Here is a 16762-nt window from a genome sequence, read left to right as displayed (position 1 = left end):
GTCCTTTAAGTTCCCCAGTGATCTAATGCCAAAAGCAAGTCCTGCGCCTTTGTGGGGCGTAAGTAAAGTCCCATGCGCTTAGTGGATAGGGGAGGTAGTTCTAGGCAGTCTTTTAAAGCCATTGTGCCAAAAAACACATCGCGCTCAGCTAGACTAACTTTTAAGCGGTATGCATTTGCAAGGGTAGTAGCGATACTCTCGCGCTCTAGCTCATTTTCATAAGAGATTTCCAAACTCAGATCACCCAATAACGCCCGCATCACTTCGGCCAATGTGCCATGTTGAATCACTTGCCCCTGATGCAAGCACAAAACCCGCGCACAATTCTCCAAAATTGTAGCATTATGCGTGGCAATGAGAGAGGTTTTTTGAACTTGATTACGCACGCTAATGGCTTCTGCCACGCGCATAATGGTGGGCTCATCTAAACTCGATTCGGGTTCATCTAAGATCAAGAGATCGGGATTGTGCCCTAAACTCAAATCCAACTTCAAGCGTTGTTTCTGCCCATCTGAAAAGCTGTCATAGGGTTTAGAGAGTAAATTTTTTGGGAAAAATTTAAGTGGGCAAGTGCCATGCGAACTTTGATAAAAATCTAAAAGGTCTTTGGCTTTGAGTCCGGGAGGGAAGTTTAAAGAGGGCGCGCTATAGCCAATTTGGGCGCGCAGGGGTGGGGTAGTGTTGGTGTAAGCGATTCCATTGAGGCTAGCTTGCACCTCAAAATCTAGGCGAAAACCCAACAGCGCGCCTAGTAGAGTGGATTTACCCGCTCCATTGCTCCCAATGAGGGCCGTGCTAGTGTTTTCTGTGAAACTTAAATTCTCTACACTCAAAGGATACAGAGGTTTTAGCTTCTCAGAACCGCAATAGCGCAAAGATTGGAGGGTGAGTTGCATTTAAAAATTAGGCAAAAATATCAGAATTTAAAAATTAGGCAAAAATATCAGATATCATTTTTTACTCCCCATGTATATATAAATGTAATAACCAACTCCGCCCACTAAAACGGCGATAAGAAACACTAACATCAAGTCATCCAACAGACCCATAAAAACCCCTAGTTTTTTGGCCATTATAGCGCAATGGCTTTGCAACTGCGATTATCTAAATTATGCTAGAATAATCTTCCATATATTCTAAAGAGCGCGATTTGGACATCATTAGTATTCGTGGGGCTAGGGAGCATAATCTTAAAAATATCCATTTGGACATCCCCAAAAATAAGTTCATTGTTTTTACAGGTTTGAGTGGCTCAGGAAAATCTACTTTGGCTTTTGACACTCTCTATGCTGAGGGACAGAGGCGTTATTTAGAATCTCTCTCCAGCTATGCGCGCCAATTTTTAGATAAGGTGGGCAAACCTGCAGTGGATAAGATTGAAGGTTTGATCCCCGCCATCGCCATCGATCAAAAAACCACTTCCAAAAATCCACGCTCCACTGTGGGCACGATCACAGAAATCTATGATTATTTGCGTCTGCTCTATGCCCGCATTGGTCGCCAACACTGCCATTTGTGTGGCGCGCCCATCGCTTCTATGAGCGCAACTGACATCATCGCCCAAGTTTCACAGGATTTTCAATATAAAAAAGTGTTGATTTTAGCCCCCTTAGTAGAAAACAAAAAGGGGAATTTTACAGAAATCTTTCAGACTCTGCGTCAAAAGGGCGTGGTGCGCGCCCAAGTAGATGGAGTTTTGGTGCGCCTAGATGAACCTCTTGAACTCTCTAAAAATAAAAAGCACACCATTAAGGCTGTGATGGATCGCCTAGAGATCAGCGATGAAAACCATGCTCGCCTAGCTAGCGCGCTAGAAAAAGCTTTAGCCGAAGGTTATGGGCAGGCTGAGGTGTGGAGTCTTGAAGATCAGCAAAGCCGCCATTACAGCGAACATTTGGCATGTTTTGCTTGCAAAGTGGGCTTTGAAAAGCTCCAACCTTTAAGCTTTTCGTTTAATTCACCTAAGGGAGCGTGTGCTGAATGCGCTGGATTGGGGAGCAAGGTGCGCTTAGACATCCAAAAAATCTTAGATTTGAGTTTGCCCATCAGTGGCATGAAAAAAATTTTCTACCATAATGCCTACTACTGCGCTCTTTTTGAGGGGTTTTGTGAGGTTAATGGCATCGACCCACAAAGCCATTTTGAAACTCTAAGCGCACACCAACAAGAGGCATTGCTCTATGGTAATGGCAAGGAAATCCGCTTTATGTGGAAGCAGAGGGTTATTGAGCAGGCATGGCGTGGGCTTGTTCAGATCGCCTATGATATGTTTAAGGACACCAAGGATTTAGGCCAGTATATGAGCGAAAAAGCTTGTCCTAGTTGTAAGGGGCATCGCTTAAAGCCGGAATCTTTAAGTGTGAAGGTCGCTGGACTTGGTATTGCAAATTTGCTTGACATGCCTATTAGTGCCGTGCATGCTTTTTTTAACAATCCTAATCATTTTGCCTATCTGAGCGCGCAAGAAGCTAGAATTGCTGCTCCTATTTTAAAGGAAATTAACGAACGCGTATTCTTCTTAGTGGATGTGGGATTGGGATACTTAACTTTAGGTAGAGATGCGCGCACACTCAGCGGAGGAGAAAGCCAGCGCATCCGTATTGCTAGCCAAATAGGTAGTGGCTTAACCGGCGTGCTCTATGTCTTAGATGAACCCAGTATTGGCTTGCATGAGAAAGACACGGCTAAATTGATCAGAACTTTAAAGAATCTACAACAAAAGGGGAACACCCTCATCGTAGTCGAACATGATAAAGAAACGATTAGACAGGCGGATTTTATCGTAGATATTGGACCTAAGGCAGGCAAGTATGGCGGAGAAGTGGTTTTTAGTGGCGACACGGCAACACTTTTGCAGAGCCAACACCCCACCGCGCTTTATTTGCAAGGACTTAAAAACATCGCGCGCCCTAAGCACACTTCTAAGAAGCCTACACAATTTTTAGAGCTAAAGGGAGTGAGTATACATAACATTAAAAATCTTCAAGTCAAAATTCCTTTAGGGCAGTTTGTCTGTGTTACGGGAGTGAGTGGGAGCGGGAAAAGCTCGCTTATTTTACAAACTTTGTTGCCTATCGCTCAAGAACGCCTAAACCATGCCAAAAAGAATGCTAATTTGGGGGTGCGTGTTACGGGTTTAGAGCATTTGGACAAAGTGATCTACCTTGATCAAGCTCCTATTGGCAGAACCCCACGAAGCAATCCAGCCACTTATACGGGTGTGATGGATGATATTCGGGAGTTTTTTGCCCAAAGCAAGGAAGCTAAGGTATTAGGCTATAGCGCGAGCCGCTTTAGTTTTAATGTTAAGGGGGGGCGTTGCGAGAAATGCCATGGGGAGGGAGAAATTAAGATTGAGATGCATTTTTTGCCCGATATTTTGGTGCAGTGCGATAGTTGTAAGGGAAACAAATATAACGAGCAAACTTTGGCTATCAAAATTCGCGATAAGTCCATTGCCGATGTGCTCCACATGAGTGTAGAGGAGGCTTTAGAGTTTTTCTCTAAAATCCCAAAAATTGCGACAAAGTTACAAACTCTAGTGGCTGTAGGCTTGGGTTATATCACTTTGGGGCAAAACGCCACCACTCTAAGCGGTGGGGAAGCCCAACGCATAAAACTCGCTAAGGAATTAAGCCGTAAAGACACAGGCAAAACGCTTTATATCTTAGATGAACCCACTACGGGGCTACATTTTGAAGACATCCAATTACTTTTGAATGTTTTGCATTCTTTGGTGGATTTAGGCAATTCTATGATTGTTATCGAACATAATTTGGATATCATTAAAAACGCTGATCACATTATTGACATGGGGCCTGAGGGGGGGGATGGTGGGGGGCAGATTGTCGCCACAGGTTCACCTATGCTATTAGCCAAACACTATAAACGCACAGGAAGCCACACAGGGGAATTTTTAAGTAAAGAATTAGGGTTGGAGTTTCTCGCTTAATTTGGCTAAATGATGGAGTCAATTTTCTATCTAATCTCAGTAAAGGACTTGGATGAATTTTAAAACAAAAATTTTGCTGGTTTTGGCTGGATCATTAAGCATGATCTTTTTGACTATCATTTTTATCATCAATCGAACCGTGAGCACTAATATTGCAACTAGGGTGCAACATTCTTTAAATTCAGCCGTTACTCTAATCTCTGCCTCCATTGCAGATTGGGATGACAATATCCGCACGGGGATTACAAGTTCCGTGCAACATTTAGAGGCGATGAATTTACAAGATAGTGTGCGCATCTTGCAAATGTTAAATTTCATCCACTACAGCATGAACACTGAGAGCACCTACATTGGCTTTAAAGATGGCCAAATTTTGGGCACAATGGCCTCCATACCTGAGGGTTACGATCCTAGAAAACGCCCATGGTATAAAAAAGCGCAGGAAAAAAATGGCATCGCCGTTTCTAGTCCCTATATAGATGCCTTTACTCAAAAAATGATCCTCACTTATTCTATCCCGGTTTATGAAAAAGGGGTTTTTCAGGGTGTTTTAGGGATGGATATGAATTTAGACCGATTGTGGCAAGGTGATAAAAGATTTCATTTTGAAGGAGGGCGTGTGCATATCTTAGATTCGCAGGCCCTAGTGATCCGTTCAAATAAATTCAAAAAAGGAGAGAGTTATTACGACTCGCATAAATATCCGGGTGGTAAAGAACTCACCGATCGTATTCTAGCTACCCATTCAGGTTTTACTGAACATATTGCTAGAAACACAGATAAGTTTTATGTCTACACCACCGTGCCCAAATTGGGTTGGAAAATCTTGGGTGTGATCAATAAAGATGATGCCTTTGCTAGACTTTACAAGTTGCGCAACACTTTGGTAATTCTTGCCATTCTCTCCATTGTGGGCAGTTCTCTCCTCTTATTTGGAGTGATTCAAATTCTTTTCAAGCCTTTGATTAGACTACGCGATCTTGTCATGGATTTAGTTTCTGATGAGGGCGATCTTACCAAAAGATTAGAGGTTAAGGGCAAGGATGAAATCGCCGTGATTTCTGAGAATATCAATAAACTTTTAGAAAAAATTCAAGGGATTATTTCCAAAATCAAGGAACTTAGTTCTCAAAACAGCAAGATCGCCAACACGCTACACCAAAACGCCAACGATGTGCAAAAACATCTTCAAGAGAATACAGGCTATATCTCTAGAGCTGTGAATAATGGTAATGAGATTGTGCACACCATTTTAGCAGGGGCCGACAACGCCCATGGCAATAATGCGAATTTAGTGCAAACTGGCGATAATTTAGGCGGTGTGCGTGTTAAAATTGCTGATTTAAGCTTAAACCTTGCCAATAACGCGCAGGTGGGCGTGGAGTTTTCTCATAAGCTTGAAGAGGCCTCTAAAAATACCGCAAATATCAAGGCGGTCTTAACCATCATCTCTGAAATTGCCGATCAAACCAATTTATTAGCCCTAAATGCTGCCATTGAGGCTGCGCGCGCAGGAGAACATGGAAGAGGCTTTGCGGTGGTGGCTGATGAAGTGAGAAAACTAGCTGAGAAGACGCAAAAATCCCTGACAGAAATTCATGGCACGATCAATGAAGTTGTGCAGAGTGTGGGGGATATTAGCCAAAACTTCCACAAGAACGCGCAAGACATTTTAAAGACTTCTGAGCTCACTAACGAACTCCAAGCGGTGGTAGACACCAATGTACAAAGTATTCAGGTGGTGATTGAGGCGACCACAAAGGATGTTGAAGAATTTAAACACATGGCTGAAGCGATTAAAGGAGTCGTCAAAGAAGTTCAAGAAATTAGTAAGCTCGCTTCCCTAGACTATGAGAGTGTGCAGGAAGTGGGCAAAGCAAGCACCTCTTTAACCCAAATGGCACATATCTTTAATGAAGAATTGGGCAAATTCAAAGTCTGATTATAGAACTTGCCTATTTTTAGTATTTAAACACAAGCGTGAGTTCTGCAAAAAGTTTGTTTTGTGTGCTAAAAAGAGTATTGAATAGCAAGTCTAAATCCTTGCTAATGCCCAATAAGCGCCCTGCTTCCTGTGGCTTAAAAAAATGGGGTTTGTTGTGAATGTAGTTGAGCATTTGGGTATAACGATTGAGAATGAGGCGGGTATTATTGTGCACAAAAAGTTGGGTTTCTTCAGAAAGAGGGGTAGATTGGCAAAACTCATAGAGGCGATAGCTAGAAGTATCTAGCACATCTAGGCATTTGAGAGCTCTAAAGAGGGCCTCAATGCTCTTGGTATCAGCGGTTTCACTGCGCGCGTTTTTTAAACAAAGTCTAAAATCGTTAAATTGTTCTAAAAATACCTTTTGGGTTGTCAAAACATGGGGGCTATTGGGTTGGAGTGTGAGACTTAAGAGATTTTTAAGGGTGCTCAAAGTGTTTTGGGTGTGTTGGATGAAGGTATCTTTATCGTATTTGGGCCATATAAAGAGAAAAACAGCATAGACAATACTAATACCTATAGCAATGTCTATCAAGCGCGCGGCGACCAAATCAACAAATTGTTGTTTAAAGAGTGAAAAACAGAGCACAAAGGCAAACATCAGCGCAGCCGCCCAAGTGGTGTAGGAATACACCTTTAGGTAGATAAAAAGAAAAATGGACACTCCCAAAAAGACACCAAACGCCCAGCTCTCTCCTAAAAGCCACACCACCAATAAACCGGGCAATAACCCAATGGCTGACCCTTTGACAAATTCTATTTGTGCTTCTTTAGTGCTCCCTAGAGAAGAGCGCGAAACAAGTAAGGTTGCCATCGCAATCCACATGCCATGGTTAAAACCAAAATAGCGTGCGATAAAAACGGCGATGCCCATAGCCGTGGCGTATTTAAAGGCGTATTGAAAAATGGGGTTTTTAATGTGAAAAGCATGGAAAATATTTTTGGGTGAGGGCAGGGGAGTATTATGAGGATTGAGGGGCATTTCCCCACCTATTAAAAAGGTGTGCATTTTATTATAGATGATTTCTAAGGAGCGTTGCACTAACTTATCTACATGGGGATCAAGATGTTGCAGGGCATCGGTGCGCAGAGGGACATTTTTTTGGGCAAACAAACCGGCTAGAATCTTAAAGTTGAGTAAGAGTTCTTGGCGCACAAGCTCAAGGGCTTGGGTATTAAAATGCCCATAAATTGAGTGGATAGAATGGTACATCTCTTCTAAGGCATGGAGCTGGAAAAGGCTTCGTTGTAGGTTTTGGATAGTGTGGGGGTCTTTGATCTTGCTAGATTTAGAGTTCAGGATTGTTTTAGTGTTTTGAATCTGCTGCAGCACCTGAGTCTTGATCAAGGCGTAATCATGGGGATGGTTAGCGTATTCTAGCATTAGCTCCATATTTGAGAGCAGAATACCAAAACGCTTTTTAGTGAAAGTGCTGTATTTGGAAACAAAAATAAAGTACTGCAGCACAATACTTAGTAGACCAAGCAAACTCACCATTCCCAAACTCTGCTTGAGGTCGATGGGCGCATGCGCGTCTACAAATAGACAAGTTACAATCCCATTAGAGAGAGCAGTGTTGCAAACTTTATGCAGATCCGGACTATAGGCCATAGACATGCCCACTAAAAAAGTAACCACAAATATGGGTACACACAACCACACCCCAAAATGTGCGATGGGATAAAAAAGTAGAATATTCACACAGCTGAGCAACACAAACATCAATAGGTAATGGATTTCGTGATCTTTATCGCTGATAAGCACACTCAAGAAATGGATAAAAATAGCCTGAAACCCTGCCCAAATCGTAACAGAGGGGGCAAAAAAGAGGGCCCCCAACCCCGCACAAATAAAAGTTGTAAAGGTCGCCTTAAGCGCATAAATCAGACTGAAATAACCCGGATCGTGAAGGTGAACAGCGCGCTTAAGACTATATAACACAGATTTAACGCGTGGTGGGCTGGATCTCTTTGTTAGTTGCTAGCTCTTCGCGCGCCACTTTTTCCAAAAACTCTAAAAGTTGATCGCTAGCTTGTTGGTAGGCGAGGCTTACGGGGGATTTAGGGTTAAGCACACTAATAGGTGTGCCTTTATCTCCTCCCTCTCTCACCTGCATTTCTAAAGGAATGCGTGCGAGCAGTTGGGTTTGGTATCGCTCTAAGAGCGTGTTTAGATTGTCTTTGCCAAAAATGTCGCTCGTGTGCTCACAATGGGGGCAGACAAACCCGCTCATGTTCTCAATCACGCCGGCAATGGGAATGTGCAATTTAGCAAACATGTCTAAAGAACGCGTCGCATCATCTAGGCTCACTAATTGGGGGGTGGTTACGCTAATACCCGCGCTAATAGGCACAGCTTGGGCTAAAGTGAGCTGTGCGTCTCCAGTTCCGGGGGGCATATCCACGATGAGAATGTCTAGCTGTCCCCATAAGATATCGGTGAGCATTTGCTCAATGGCACGCATGAGCATGGGTCCGCGCCAAATCAAACTCTGTCCCTCTTCATAAAGCAAACCCATGCTCATGGTTTTGACATTGAAAGCCTCTAAAGGAATGAGCTTTTTACCGCTGGGATCGCTCATGGGGTCCACACCCACCAAGCCTAACATTCTAGGAATATTAGGCCCATAGACATCAGCGTCTAAAAGCCCCACTTTTTGCTGGCGTTGGGCTAGAGCGATGGCTAGATTGACGCTAGTCGTGCTCTTGCCCACCCCGCCCTTACCAGAACTCACCATCACTACATGTTTAATATTGGGAGCGAGATTTTTACTGCTAGTGGCTTGTTGGGGTTCTCTTTTAGGGGGAGTTTTGATGTCTAGTTGCAGTGCGCCAATGCCGATCTCTTGCATTTTGGCACGCACGGCTTGCTCTAAGCTTGCTTTGACCTCTGAGGAGCTAGAGGGGATTTCTAAGAGTAATCCTAAGCGATTTTCATGCAGGGTTACATTCTTGACAAAGCCAAAGCTCACAATATCGCGCTCAAAATTGGGATAAATAACACTTTTAAGTGCTTGGAGCACTTCTTCTTGGGTGATCATAATTCTCCTTTGGATATGTTTTTAGTCTAGCATGCGCGCGTTAGGATTGGCTTAATCTTTATGGAGAGCGTTGGGAGTGAGATACTGGTTTTTGATGAGCATTTGCACAATCTGCTTGAAGATAGGCGCAGCGGTTTGGCTACCATAGTATTCCTCACTACCCAAAGACCCAAAGACCACCACCCCGATCCCATAAGTGTTCTGCTTGTCCTTAGCAAAGCCAAAAAACGAACTATTGTAAACATCGGTGTATTTGCCCTTGTTAGCAATGCGTGCCGTGCCCGTCTTGCCCCCGATGACAAGCCCGCTCACCTGCGCACTCCTGCCCGTGCCATGCGTTACAACCTTGATCAAGAGTTCCTGCATTTTGCGCGCACTCTCTTTACTGATCACCTGCTTTTTAGGAGGGAAATCGGGGATATAGACATCCCCATTAGAGGCATTAAAGCGTTGGGCTAAATGGGGGGTTACCAAAAAGCCCCCATTGGCAAAAACCCCGTAGGCGCGCAAGAGTTGCATAAAAGTCGTGCGCAAACCATAGCCATAAGAAACACTACCCTTGTAGACTTCGCCATTGAGCAGGCGCACACTGGGGAGTAGCCCCGTTTTTTCATAGGGCAGATCGATCCCAGTAGGCTCGCTCACCCCAAAGCTTTTAAGTCCTTCATACATTTCTTGGGCACTTAGTCGCTTAGAGAGTTTGATCATGCCGATGTTGCTAGAGCGCACTAGCACATCTTCGATCGTGGCGTTTTTGGGGGGGGTGAGATCGTCCTTGATCGTGTATTTACCTAACTTATAAGTGCCATGCCCTAGATCGATGGGCTTAGTGGTGTCAATGCGCTTTTTATCCACTAAAAGGCTATAGACAATGGGCTTAATGGTGCTCCCGGGCTCAAAAGAGAGTTCAATCGCATCCACATTAAGTGCGGGGTAATCGCTCTTTTGGATATTGCTAGGATTAAAACGCTTGGTGGTCGCCAAAGCCAAGAGTTCGCCATTGATCGGGGAAAACACGCCTGCGATGATCTGCTGGGACTTGTAATGAGTTTTTGCCCTGTCTAAAAGGCGTTCTAAATCGCGTTGGATTTTCAAAGGAATACTCAAAGTGATGTCAAAGCCGTCTACGCGTGTGATACTCTCAAAACTCTTGTCTTCAATGAGGTTAAAGCCGATGTCGCGTTTGCCCGTGTCCTGCCCGTCATGCTTGGCACTGAGTCTTTTATTGTCAAATTTTTCTAAGCCCTTGACCCCTTGCACGATTGTGATTTTAGAGGTGTCGATCTTCTTGACATAACCTATTAAGGGTTCAAAGTTGTCTTTGTAGGGGTAGTTGCGTGCCATTCCGCTGACCTCAATACTCAAACCCACTTTAGGCATGATCTTTTTATTGGCATCCTCATACTCTACAAAAACATTATAGGCGAGTAGTTTGGCGTTGAGTTGGCGCAAGCTAGCTGCCGTGTTAGCGTTGATACTATAGGAAAGGGTTACATAGGTGTTTTGGGTGCATTTTTCAGCAATGAGGGAGCGGGGGATATTGGTATAAATGGCGAGCAGATCGATAAAAAAATCGCGCTTGTCTGGGTCAATGGAGAGGGGGTTAAAACTCACCTTAAAGAGTTTTTGACTGCTGGCTAGGGAAAAACCATCTTGGCTATAAATCGTGCCCCGCATGGCGATATTGGTTTTAGTTACCACAAAAGCGGGCATTTTTCTAGGCAAAATGGCTTTAAAAAACATCACCACCACAAAGAGCAACAAACACCCCCCCACGACTATAAAAATCAATAAAAGTCTCTCGGTGCGTCTAGGGTCTAGGTCGGGATTCCTAAAATCAGAATAAGAAGAATGTGGGTTAGGCTCGGTGCTCACTCAAAACCCCCCAAAAGCACAAGCCCCATAGTGAAGATTAGATTTGCGTCCTTAAAAGCTCTTTGTAGGCACTGATCGCCTTGTTACGCACCTCTAGCATGAGTTTCATGCTAGTTTCGGCTTTGCCGATGGCAATCGCGGCTTGGTGCAGGTCTTTAACCTGCCCGGTTGCCATATCCGCAAGTGCCTTATCGGACTCCTTTTGGGTGTTGTTGAGTTCATCGATAGAATGCTTGAGCATCGCAGAGAACTCCCCCTTCTCCATTAGATTCTCATGCGCTTTTGAATCTAAAGGAGTGCTAGCTTTATTCAACCCTATATCAGTGTATAAAGTTTTCATGTTGACTCCTTGCATCGTATTCACCTATTATCGTCTCTTTCAGCTAATCTTTAAGTCTAAAAGAGAATCTCCTTTCTTGTAAATTAAGCTTGTAGCATGCCAATGGCGTTAGTTGCCATGTTTTTCGTGCTTTGAAATGCCGCCACATTGGCTTGATAGGCACGCGTGGCCTCGATCAAATCCGCCATCTCCACGACTGGATTCACATTAGGGTAAGACACATAGCCATTCGCGTCCGCGTCCGGGTGGGTGGGGTCGTACTTGAGTAGGGGGGCTTTGTCATCGCGCACGATTTTTTCAATGTAAACCCCTGTAATAGGCGGATTAGGCTTTTCAATCTCATCACTTTCATCTAAGGGGTCTTCATACTCCATCAAGTTGTTGTTTTGGGCAAGTTTTTCATTTAAAATTTTATTAAAATCAAAAGACTTAAAAATCGCCTCTTGACGGCGATAAGGCCCACCCTCATCGGTGCGAGTGGTGTTGGCATTGGCAATATTAGAAGAAATGAGATTGGCACGCACTCTTTGGGCAGATAATCCATAACCGCTGATGTCAAAACTAGATAAAAACATGGTTGTCCTTTCTTCTAAATATTCTTAGCCGCGTCAATGGCGTAATTGACGATACCTCGATGTTTTTTAAGTGCGGTGGTCAGAGCTAAATACATAGTTGAGTTTTTCCCCATCTCTGAGGTCTCAATGTCAATATCTACGCTATTCCCATCGTTCTTAGCTAAATGCCCATCCCTAAAAAAGATAGTCGCCTTATTATCTTCAAAATCCTTAGGCTCTAAATGCCGCGGATTGGTTTCGGCAAGTTTTAAATGCTTGTCTTTTTGGTGATCAAACACCTCTGCCTTTTTATGGGCTAACATGGTTTCAAAATCCAAATCCTTAGGGCGGTAAAAAGGCGTATCCACATTGGCGATATTGCTCGCGATCAAATCCTGACGCAAGGCGCGGTAATCCATCGCCTTATACACTAAAGGATAGGCTTTAGACAAATCCATAAGAACCCTTTCTTAAGAGACTTAAAAGCAAGGAGTATTCCACAACCTCACAAGCCAAGTCTGCAAAATTTTGTATAATTATAGCACATATTCCAAACATATTTTCCAAAGGTCTTTGGATGGCTTACCAGCGTTTATTCCTCTACGCGTGCCTACTGATGGGCTTAAGCGTAGTGATGAGCTACTCTCTTTCGACTTACACCACTTTACTCTACCGCTACCAAGAATTCCATTTTTTCATCCGCCAAGCGGTGGCTGTGGGGGTGGGAATAGTGCTCATGTGGGGGATTTCTTGGCTCAACCCAGATAAATGGTTTGTTAAACTAGGTTTTGTACTCTTTTTTAGCTCGTTTTTACTCATTGTGCTGATGAACTTCTTACCTGAGAGTATGTCCTCTAGCGCGGGGGGAGCCAAGCGTTGGATTCGCCTCCCCTTTTTCTCGCTCGCGCCCACAGAGTTTTTTAAAATTGGCTTTGTATTCTTTCTTTCTTGGAGTTTGTCGCGCACCTTCTTTAACCAAGAAAAAGCCAGCGTCAAAGAGGAGCTGATGATCCTTATCCCCTATTTTGTGCTCTTTTTGCTGGTAGCCTTTTTTATCGGAGTGTTGCAAAACGACTTAGGACAGGTGATCTTGCTAGCCATTGTCTTAGGCTTTTTGTTGATCTTCTCGGGGGGGAGTTTTAAACTCTTTAAAATCTTTTTCACCCTCGCGCTGTGTGTTGGTGTGGTCGCTATCCTCACTAGCGCGCACCGCATTTTGCGCATGAAACTCTGGTGGTCCAATCTACAAAGTTCGATCCTCTCCCTTTTGCCCTCTAAGCTTGCTAATAGTCTACGCATCGACAACTTACCCGAACCTTATCAAATTTATCACGCCACTAATGCCATCAAGCATGGCGGGATATTTGGGCAGGGCTTGGGCGAGGGGGTGGTCAAACTAGGTTTTTTAAGCGAGGTGCATACGGATATGATTTTAGCCGGACTCTCTGAAGAATTGGGTTTTGTAGCGGTCTTTGTGTGCGTGGGCTTGATGCTAGCCCTCTTGCATGGGATGTTTAAGATCACCAACCGCCTAGATAACCCCAAACACATGCTTTTTTGCTTGGGCGTGGCCTTACTCATGGGCTTTTCCTTCATCATTAACGCCTTTGGGGTGAGTGGGATCATCCCTATTAAGGGAATCGCCGTGCCCTTTTTGAGCTATGGGGGGAGTTCTATCATTGCTAACGCGCTGGCTCTAGGGCTAGTGCTCTGCCTCTCCAAGCAGGCGCGCAGTTAAGATAGCAATTGCATAAACTCCGCACGCGTGCGCGCATCGCTTTTAAACAGCCCCTTAAGTGCGCTGGTTTTCACCAAAGTATCTTGTTTTTGCACCCCGCGCATCGCCATGCATAAGTGTTTGGCCACGCAAAATACCCCCACGCCCTTAGGCTGTAAAATCCGCTCAAAGGTGCTCGCGATCTCCTCACTCAAGCGTTCTTGAATCTGTAAACGCCTTGAAAACGCCTCTACAAGCTTGGCGATCGCATCCAACCCCACAACCCTATCTCTAGGGATGTAACCCACACTCACATGCCCAAAAAAGGGCAGTAAATGGTGCTCACACATGCTATAAAACTCAATGTCTTTGAGCACAATAATCCCATCACAACGCTCAATACTAAAGGCACTCTGTAAAATTTGCTCCGGGTTTAAGTGATAGCCCTGCATGAGGTGATCCCAAAGTTCTTTAAGGCGTTTGGGAGTGTTTTTAAGCCCCTCTCTTTGGGGGTCTTCCCCTATACGCGCGCACAACTCAAGCCATAAAGCTCGCATTAACGCCCTCTTTGCAAGAGTGCGATGCGTTGCTCGATGCTAGGATGCGTGTTAAATAACTCGGCGGGGTTAAAAATGTAGCTGGCTAATCTTGTGGGGTTGGGATCAGCTTGGCTAAAATCGTGGCTAGAGTAATTGCCTGCGATCTTTTGTAGGGCAGAGACCATCGGCGCGCTATTGCACATGATGTGAGCTGCCCCACTATCTGCCATAAATTCGCGTGTGCGACTCAAATACATTTGCAAGAGCAGGCTAAAAATGGGCAAAACAAACTGCAACACGAGCAAGATTGTGCGCGCTGTGCGCGCCCCACTCTCATTGCGCCCTCCCAAAAACGCCCACACACCCACATTTGCCCCCAAGAGCATGATATTGCTCAAAATCCCCACACACATGGTCAAACGGATATCCCCGTGCAAAATATGGCTAAGTTCGTGCGCCATCACCGCCTTTAATTCCTCACGATCTAAATTGTCAATAAGGGTTGTGGTGAGCGCGATGAGGGAGTTATTAGCATCCCAACCGCTAGCGAAGGCGTTCATAAAGGGCGCGTCCATGACATACAATTTTGGTCTAAAGGGGGTATTAGAAGCGCGTAATAACTCCTCTAAAATCTCAGAGAGCATGCGCTCCTTGCCCCGCAAAACTTGGCTAGGATCGATGAGTCTATACTCATTGCCCGAGAGCATGATCGCTTGAGAATTATTAATGCAAAAGAAAATGATCCCCAAAGCTAGCGCAAGCATGATTAGTGTGATAGTGGGCATTACCTGAAAACTGAGCAAGCGCACTAAACCCACGCTTAGACTAGGCGCATTAATGCGCACTAAATCCACGAGCAGGCCAATGAATACAAAAGTCGCCCCGTAAGTGAGGAGCACCCATAAGCTTTTGCGTTGATTTTGGGCAATGATTTGATCAAAGGTCATGTTAACTCCTTTGAGGAAAATAGGGTGCGTCCGGCGATCTCCTCTAAAAAGATGGTCGCATACGCCCCCTTGGGTAGAAAAAACTCTAATGTTCCCTGTGCTTCTTGGGAGATATAACTAAAGCGCACCTCAGCAGGAAAGACAAGGGCATAACGGCGATCTCCTTGTGCTTTAAGGGGGTGGGCATAGGGGCACTCTAAAGACCAAGCTAGATTTTGAGCATGCATAACCTTCTGTCCGGTGAGCAAACCGGTGGGGGCGATCTCTTGGGTGATCAAGCGCGCGCTATTGAGTGGGTCTTCATGCACAAAGTATTTTCCAAAGGGGTAATGACAGAGAATATCCCCCTCTAGGAGTTTAAAATAATGTTCTTGATCTTGTAGAGCTTTGAGGGTATCTAACTTTAAATTTGCAAACTCCGCGCGCAGTTCTTGGGCGGAAAAATGGGCTAGTAAAGTATTCAAGCGCATGCGCGCGCTGAGCCAGTGGTTAAAGAGATGGCTTTGGTAGCTAGAGAGAAAAAAGGCGTTGAGTTTTTTAGAACGCGGGGCGGATTGTTTGAAATTGTCTCCTCTCTTGCCAAAGCGTTGCGCTCCAAAGTAATTCGGAAAGCCATAAGTTTTAAGAAAACCTAACACCTGCTCTATTTTGTGCGCATCTGTGGGTTTAAGCTTTTTTAAGCGCATGAAGAAGTGGTTGCCCTTGAGATGCCCTAAGCGGATTTTATGGCTGTGGGCACTGATTTCTAAAATCTTAATACCATGTTCTAGCAGAGTGGGGGTGTGTTTTTCTAGGGCGGGGGCGTGGATTTTGGGTAGAGAAATATATTGCGTGGTGATGGCTTGCTTATCTTTGAGCCCGGCATAGCCAAAATCTGCCATTTTGCACCCGCTGATTTGGGAGAATAAGCTTAACATCTCCCATGTGCTCCGATCTTTCTTGCGCACTTTTAAAATGGTGTGATCGCCAGAGCCGCTAAAAGGATAAAGAGGCTCTTCACACACGCTAAAATCCCGTGAGCATTTTTTAAAATAAAAGTCTATGGGCGCGTGAGAGGAGGCAAAAAAGCGCGAGGGTAAATCCAAAGGAAAAAAGGGCGATGTTAATGTGTGCATATTTTATTATAACCATTGGAGGACTTAAGATCAAGTTGGACTGATTTTTGCTTTGGATAGGTATCTTTGATTTAGGATGGACTCAATGGAAGTTAAAGATATACGCAACCAACCTAATTTATACGCCTTGTTAAACGCCTCACATCTGGAAAGAGGCGAGTCCCCTGCTCCCACAAAAACAGAAAAGCAACCCGAAGTGGTTGCTGAGGTCTCCAAAGCGGAGCGCGAATCTAATGGCTTAAAACGTGAAACCTATGGCTTTTTAGTTTTGGAATTGATGAGCGACAACGAATACAGCGCGTTTTTGCGCGCCACAGCGGGGATGAATGAGAATGAAAAACGCCTTGCTGCCCAATCGCTCTACAGCCTCACAAGTTTTTACGGGGGGCAGATCCAACAAGACGCGAAGGCGATCGAGCGCAAATTTGACGGACTGCAAGCCATCCAAGAGAGTCAGTTTAAAAAAGCTTTAGGTTTGGATCAAAACTTTGTAGATCGTTATAAAAACGCTTACGATCAGGCTTACCAAGCCCTTGATGTGATGCTTTAATCAACTATTTTTAAGCAAAATACCTTTATAATAGGCGTTTTTCTGCGTCAAGGTAGCTCAGCTGGTTTAGAGCGCTGGTCTCATAAGCCGGAGGTCGGGGGTTCAAGTCCCCCCTTTGACACCATCTCCCCTAATATTTTTTTACATC

General features: G+C 44.6%; 14 protein-coding genes and 1 tRNA gene. 5 read left to right on the top strand and 10 right to left on the bottom strand.

The window, feature by feature from the left end; all coding sequences use genetic code 11:
- Window positions 1-5 precede the first annotated feature (5 nt).
- Window positions 6-896 (bottom strand): ATP-binding cassette domain-containing protein, encoded by an 891-nt coding sequence (locus tag HFELIS_RS01895; protein WP_013468848.1) that lies wholly within the window; start codon window positions 894-896, stop codon window positions 6-8.
- A gap of 254 nt (window positions 897-1150) precedes the next feature.
- On the opposite strand from HFELIS_RS01895, the gene uvrA reads away from it, so the two are divergent.
- Both uvrA and HFELIS_RS01885 read left to right on the top strand, forming a co-directional pair.
- Window positions 1151-3952 carry an excinuclease ABC subunit UvrA gene (gene uvrA / locus HFELIS_RS01890; RefSeq protein ID WP_013468846.1) on the top strand — a complete coding sequence of 934 codons (2802 nt, stop codon included), beginning with the start codon at window positions 1151-1153 and terminating at the stop codon, window positions 3950-3952.
- A 52-nt stretch (window positions 3953-4004) separates the two neighbouring features.
- A complete protein-coding gene (locus tag HFELIS_RS01885) occupies window positions 4005-5894 on the top strand; it encodes a methyl-accepting chemotaxis protein (protein ID WP_013468845.1) in 1890 nt (629 codons plus the stop codon).
- Between the two features lie 19 nt (window positions 5895-5913).
- On the opposite strand, the gene HFELIS_RS01880 is transcribed toward HFELIS_RS01885, so the two are convergent.
- From HFELIS_RS01880 to flgB, 6 genes are all read right to left on the bottom strand, one after another.
- The gene (locus HFELIS_RS01880) at window positions 5914-7878 is read right to left on the bottom strand and encodes an FUSC family protein (RefSeq protein WP_013468844.1); all 1965 of its coding nucleotides are present in this window, start codon (window positions 7876-7878) and stop codon (window positions 5914-5916) included.
- A 4-nt stretch (window positions 7879-7882) separates the two neighbouring features.
- The gene (locus HFELIS_RS01875) at window positions 7883-8977 is read right to left on the bottom strand and encodes an Mrp/NBP35 family ATP-binding protein (protein WP_013468843.1); all 1095 of its coding nucleotides are present in this window, start codon (window positions 8975-8977) and stop codon (window positions 7883-7885) included.
- 51 nt (window positions 8978-9028) lie between these two features.
- Window positions 9029-10852, bottom strand: a complete 1824-nt coding sequence (locus HFELIS_RS01870; protein WP_013468842.1) for a peptidoglycan D,D-transpeptidase FtsI family protein — start codon at window positions 10850-10852, stop codon at window positions 9029-9031.
- A 37-nt stretch (window positions 10853-10889) separates the two neighbouring features.
- Window positions 10890-11192 carry a flagellar hook-basal body complex protein FliE gene (gene fliE, locus HFELIS_RS01865; RefSeq protein WP_013468841.1) on the bottom strand — a complete coding sequence of 101 codons (303 nt, stop codon included), beginning with the start codon at window positions 11190-11192 and terminating at the stop codon, window positions 10890-10892.
- Between the two features lie 83 nt (window positions 11193-11275).
- Window positions 11276-11767, bottom strand: coding sequence for a flagellar basal body rod protein FlgC (gene flgC, locus HFELIS_RS01860; RefSeq protein WP_013468840.1), 492 nt, complete (start codon window positions 11765-11767; stop codon window positions 11276-11278).
- Between the two features lie 14 nt (window positions 11768-11781).
- Window positions 11782-12204, bottom strand: coding sequence for a flagellar basal body rod protein FlgB (gene flgB, locus HFELIS_RS01855; RefSeq protein WP_013468839.1), 423 nt, complete (start codon window positions 12202-12204; stop codon window positions 11782-11784).
- Between the two features lie 119 nt (window positions 12205-12323).
- Here flgB and HFELIS_RS01850 point away from each other — a divergent pair, with 119 nt between their 5' ends.
- Complete coding sequence (locus HFELIS_RS01850; RefSeq protein ID WP_013468838.1) at window positions 12324-13484, top strand: FtsW/RodA/SpoVE family cell cycle protein; 1161 nt, start codon at window positions 12324-12326, stop codon at window positions 13482-13484.
- Here the strand turns inward: HFELIS_RS01850 and folE are convergent.
- Genes folE through truD form a run of 3 tightly spaced genes read right to left on the bottom strand, consistent with a single transcriptional unit; the run spans window position 13481 to window position 16064 of the window.
- Window positions 13481-14020 carry a GTP cyclohydrolase I FolE gene (folE, locus tag HFELIS_RS01845; protein ID WP_013468837.1) on the bottom strand — a complete coding sequence of 180 codons (540 nt, stop codon included), beginning with the start codon at window positions 14018-14020 and terminating at the stop codon, window positions 13481-13483. The genes HFELIS_RS01850 and folE overlap by 4 nt on opposite strands.
- A complete protein-coding gene (htpX, locus tag HFELIS_RS01840) occupies window positions 14020-14949 on the bottom strand; it encodes a zinc metalloprotease HtpX (protein WP_013468836.1) in 930 nt (309 codons plus the stop codon). The genes folE and htpX overlap by 1 nt, the downstream gene beginning before the upstream one ends.
- The gene (gene truD / locus HFELIS_RS01835) at window positions 14946-16064 is read right to left on the bottom strand and encodes a tRNA pseudouridine(13) synthase TruD (RefSeq protein WP_013468835.1); all 1119 of its coding nucleotides are present in this window, start codon (window positions 16062-16064) and stop codon (window positions 14946-14948) included. The genes htpX and truD overlap by 4 nt, the downstream gene beginning before the upstream one ends.
- Before the next feature lie 85 nt (window positions 16065-16149).
- Between truD and HFELIS_RS01830 the strand changes: the two genes are divergently transcribed.
- Together HFELIS_RS01830 and HFELIS_RS01825 are read left to right on the top strand one after the other, a co-directional pair.
- Window positions 16150-16614, top strand: a complete 465-nt coding sequence (locus HFELIS_RS01830; protein WP_013468834.1) for a hypothetical protein — start codon at window positions 16150-16152, stop codon at window positions 16612-16614.
- A 46-nt stretch (window positions 16615-16660) separates the two neighbouring features.
- Window positions 16661-16738: transfer RNA gene (locus HFELIS_RS01825), tRNA-Met, on the top strand.
- The last annotated feature ends 24 nt before the right edge of the window (window positions 16739-16762 follow it).

This window comes from Helicobacter felis ATCC 49179, assembly GCF_000200595.1.
GTDB classification, from domain to species: Bacteria; Campylobacterota; Campylobacteria; order Campylobacterales; family Helicobacteraceae; genus Helicobacter; species Helicobacter felis.
Note: the sequence above shows the minus strand (reverse complement) of the source record. Positions and strands in the feature narration are given on the sequence as shown.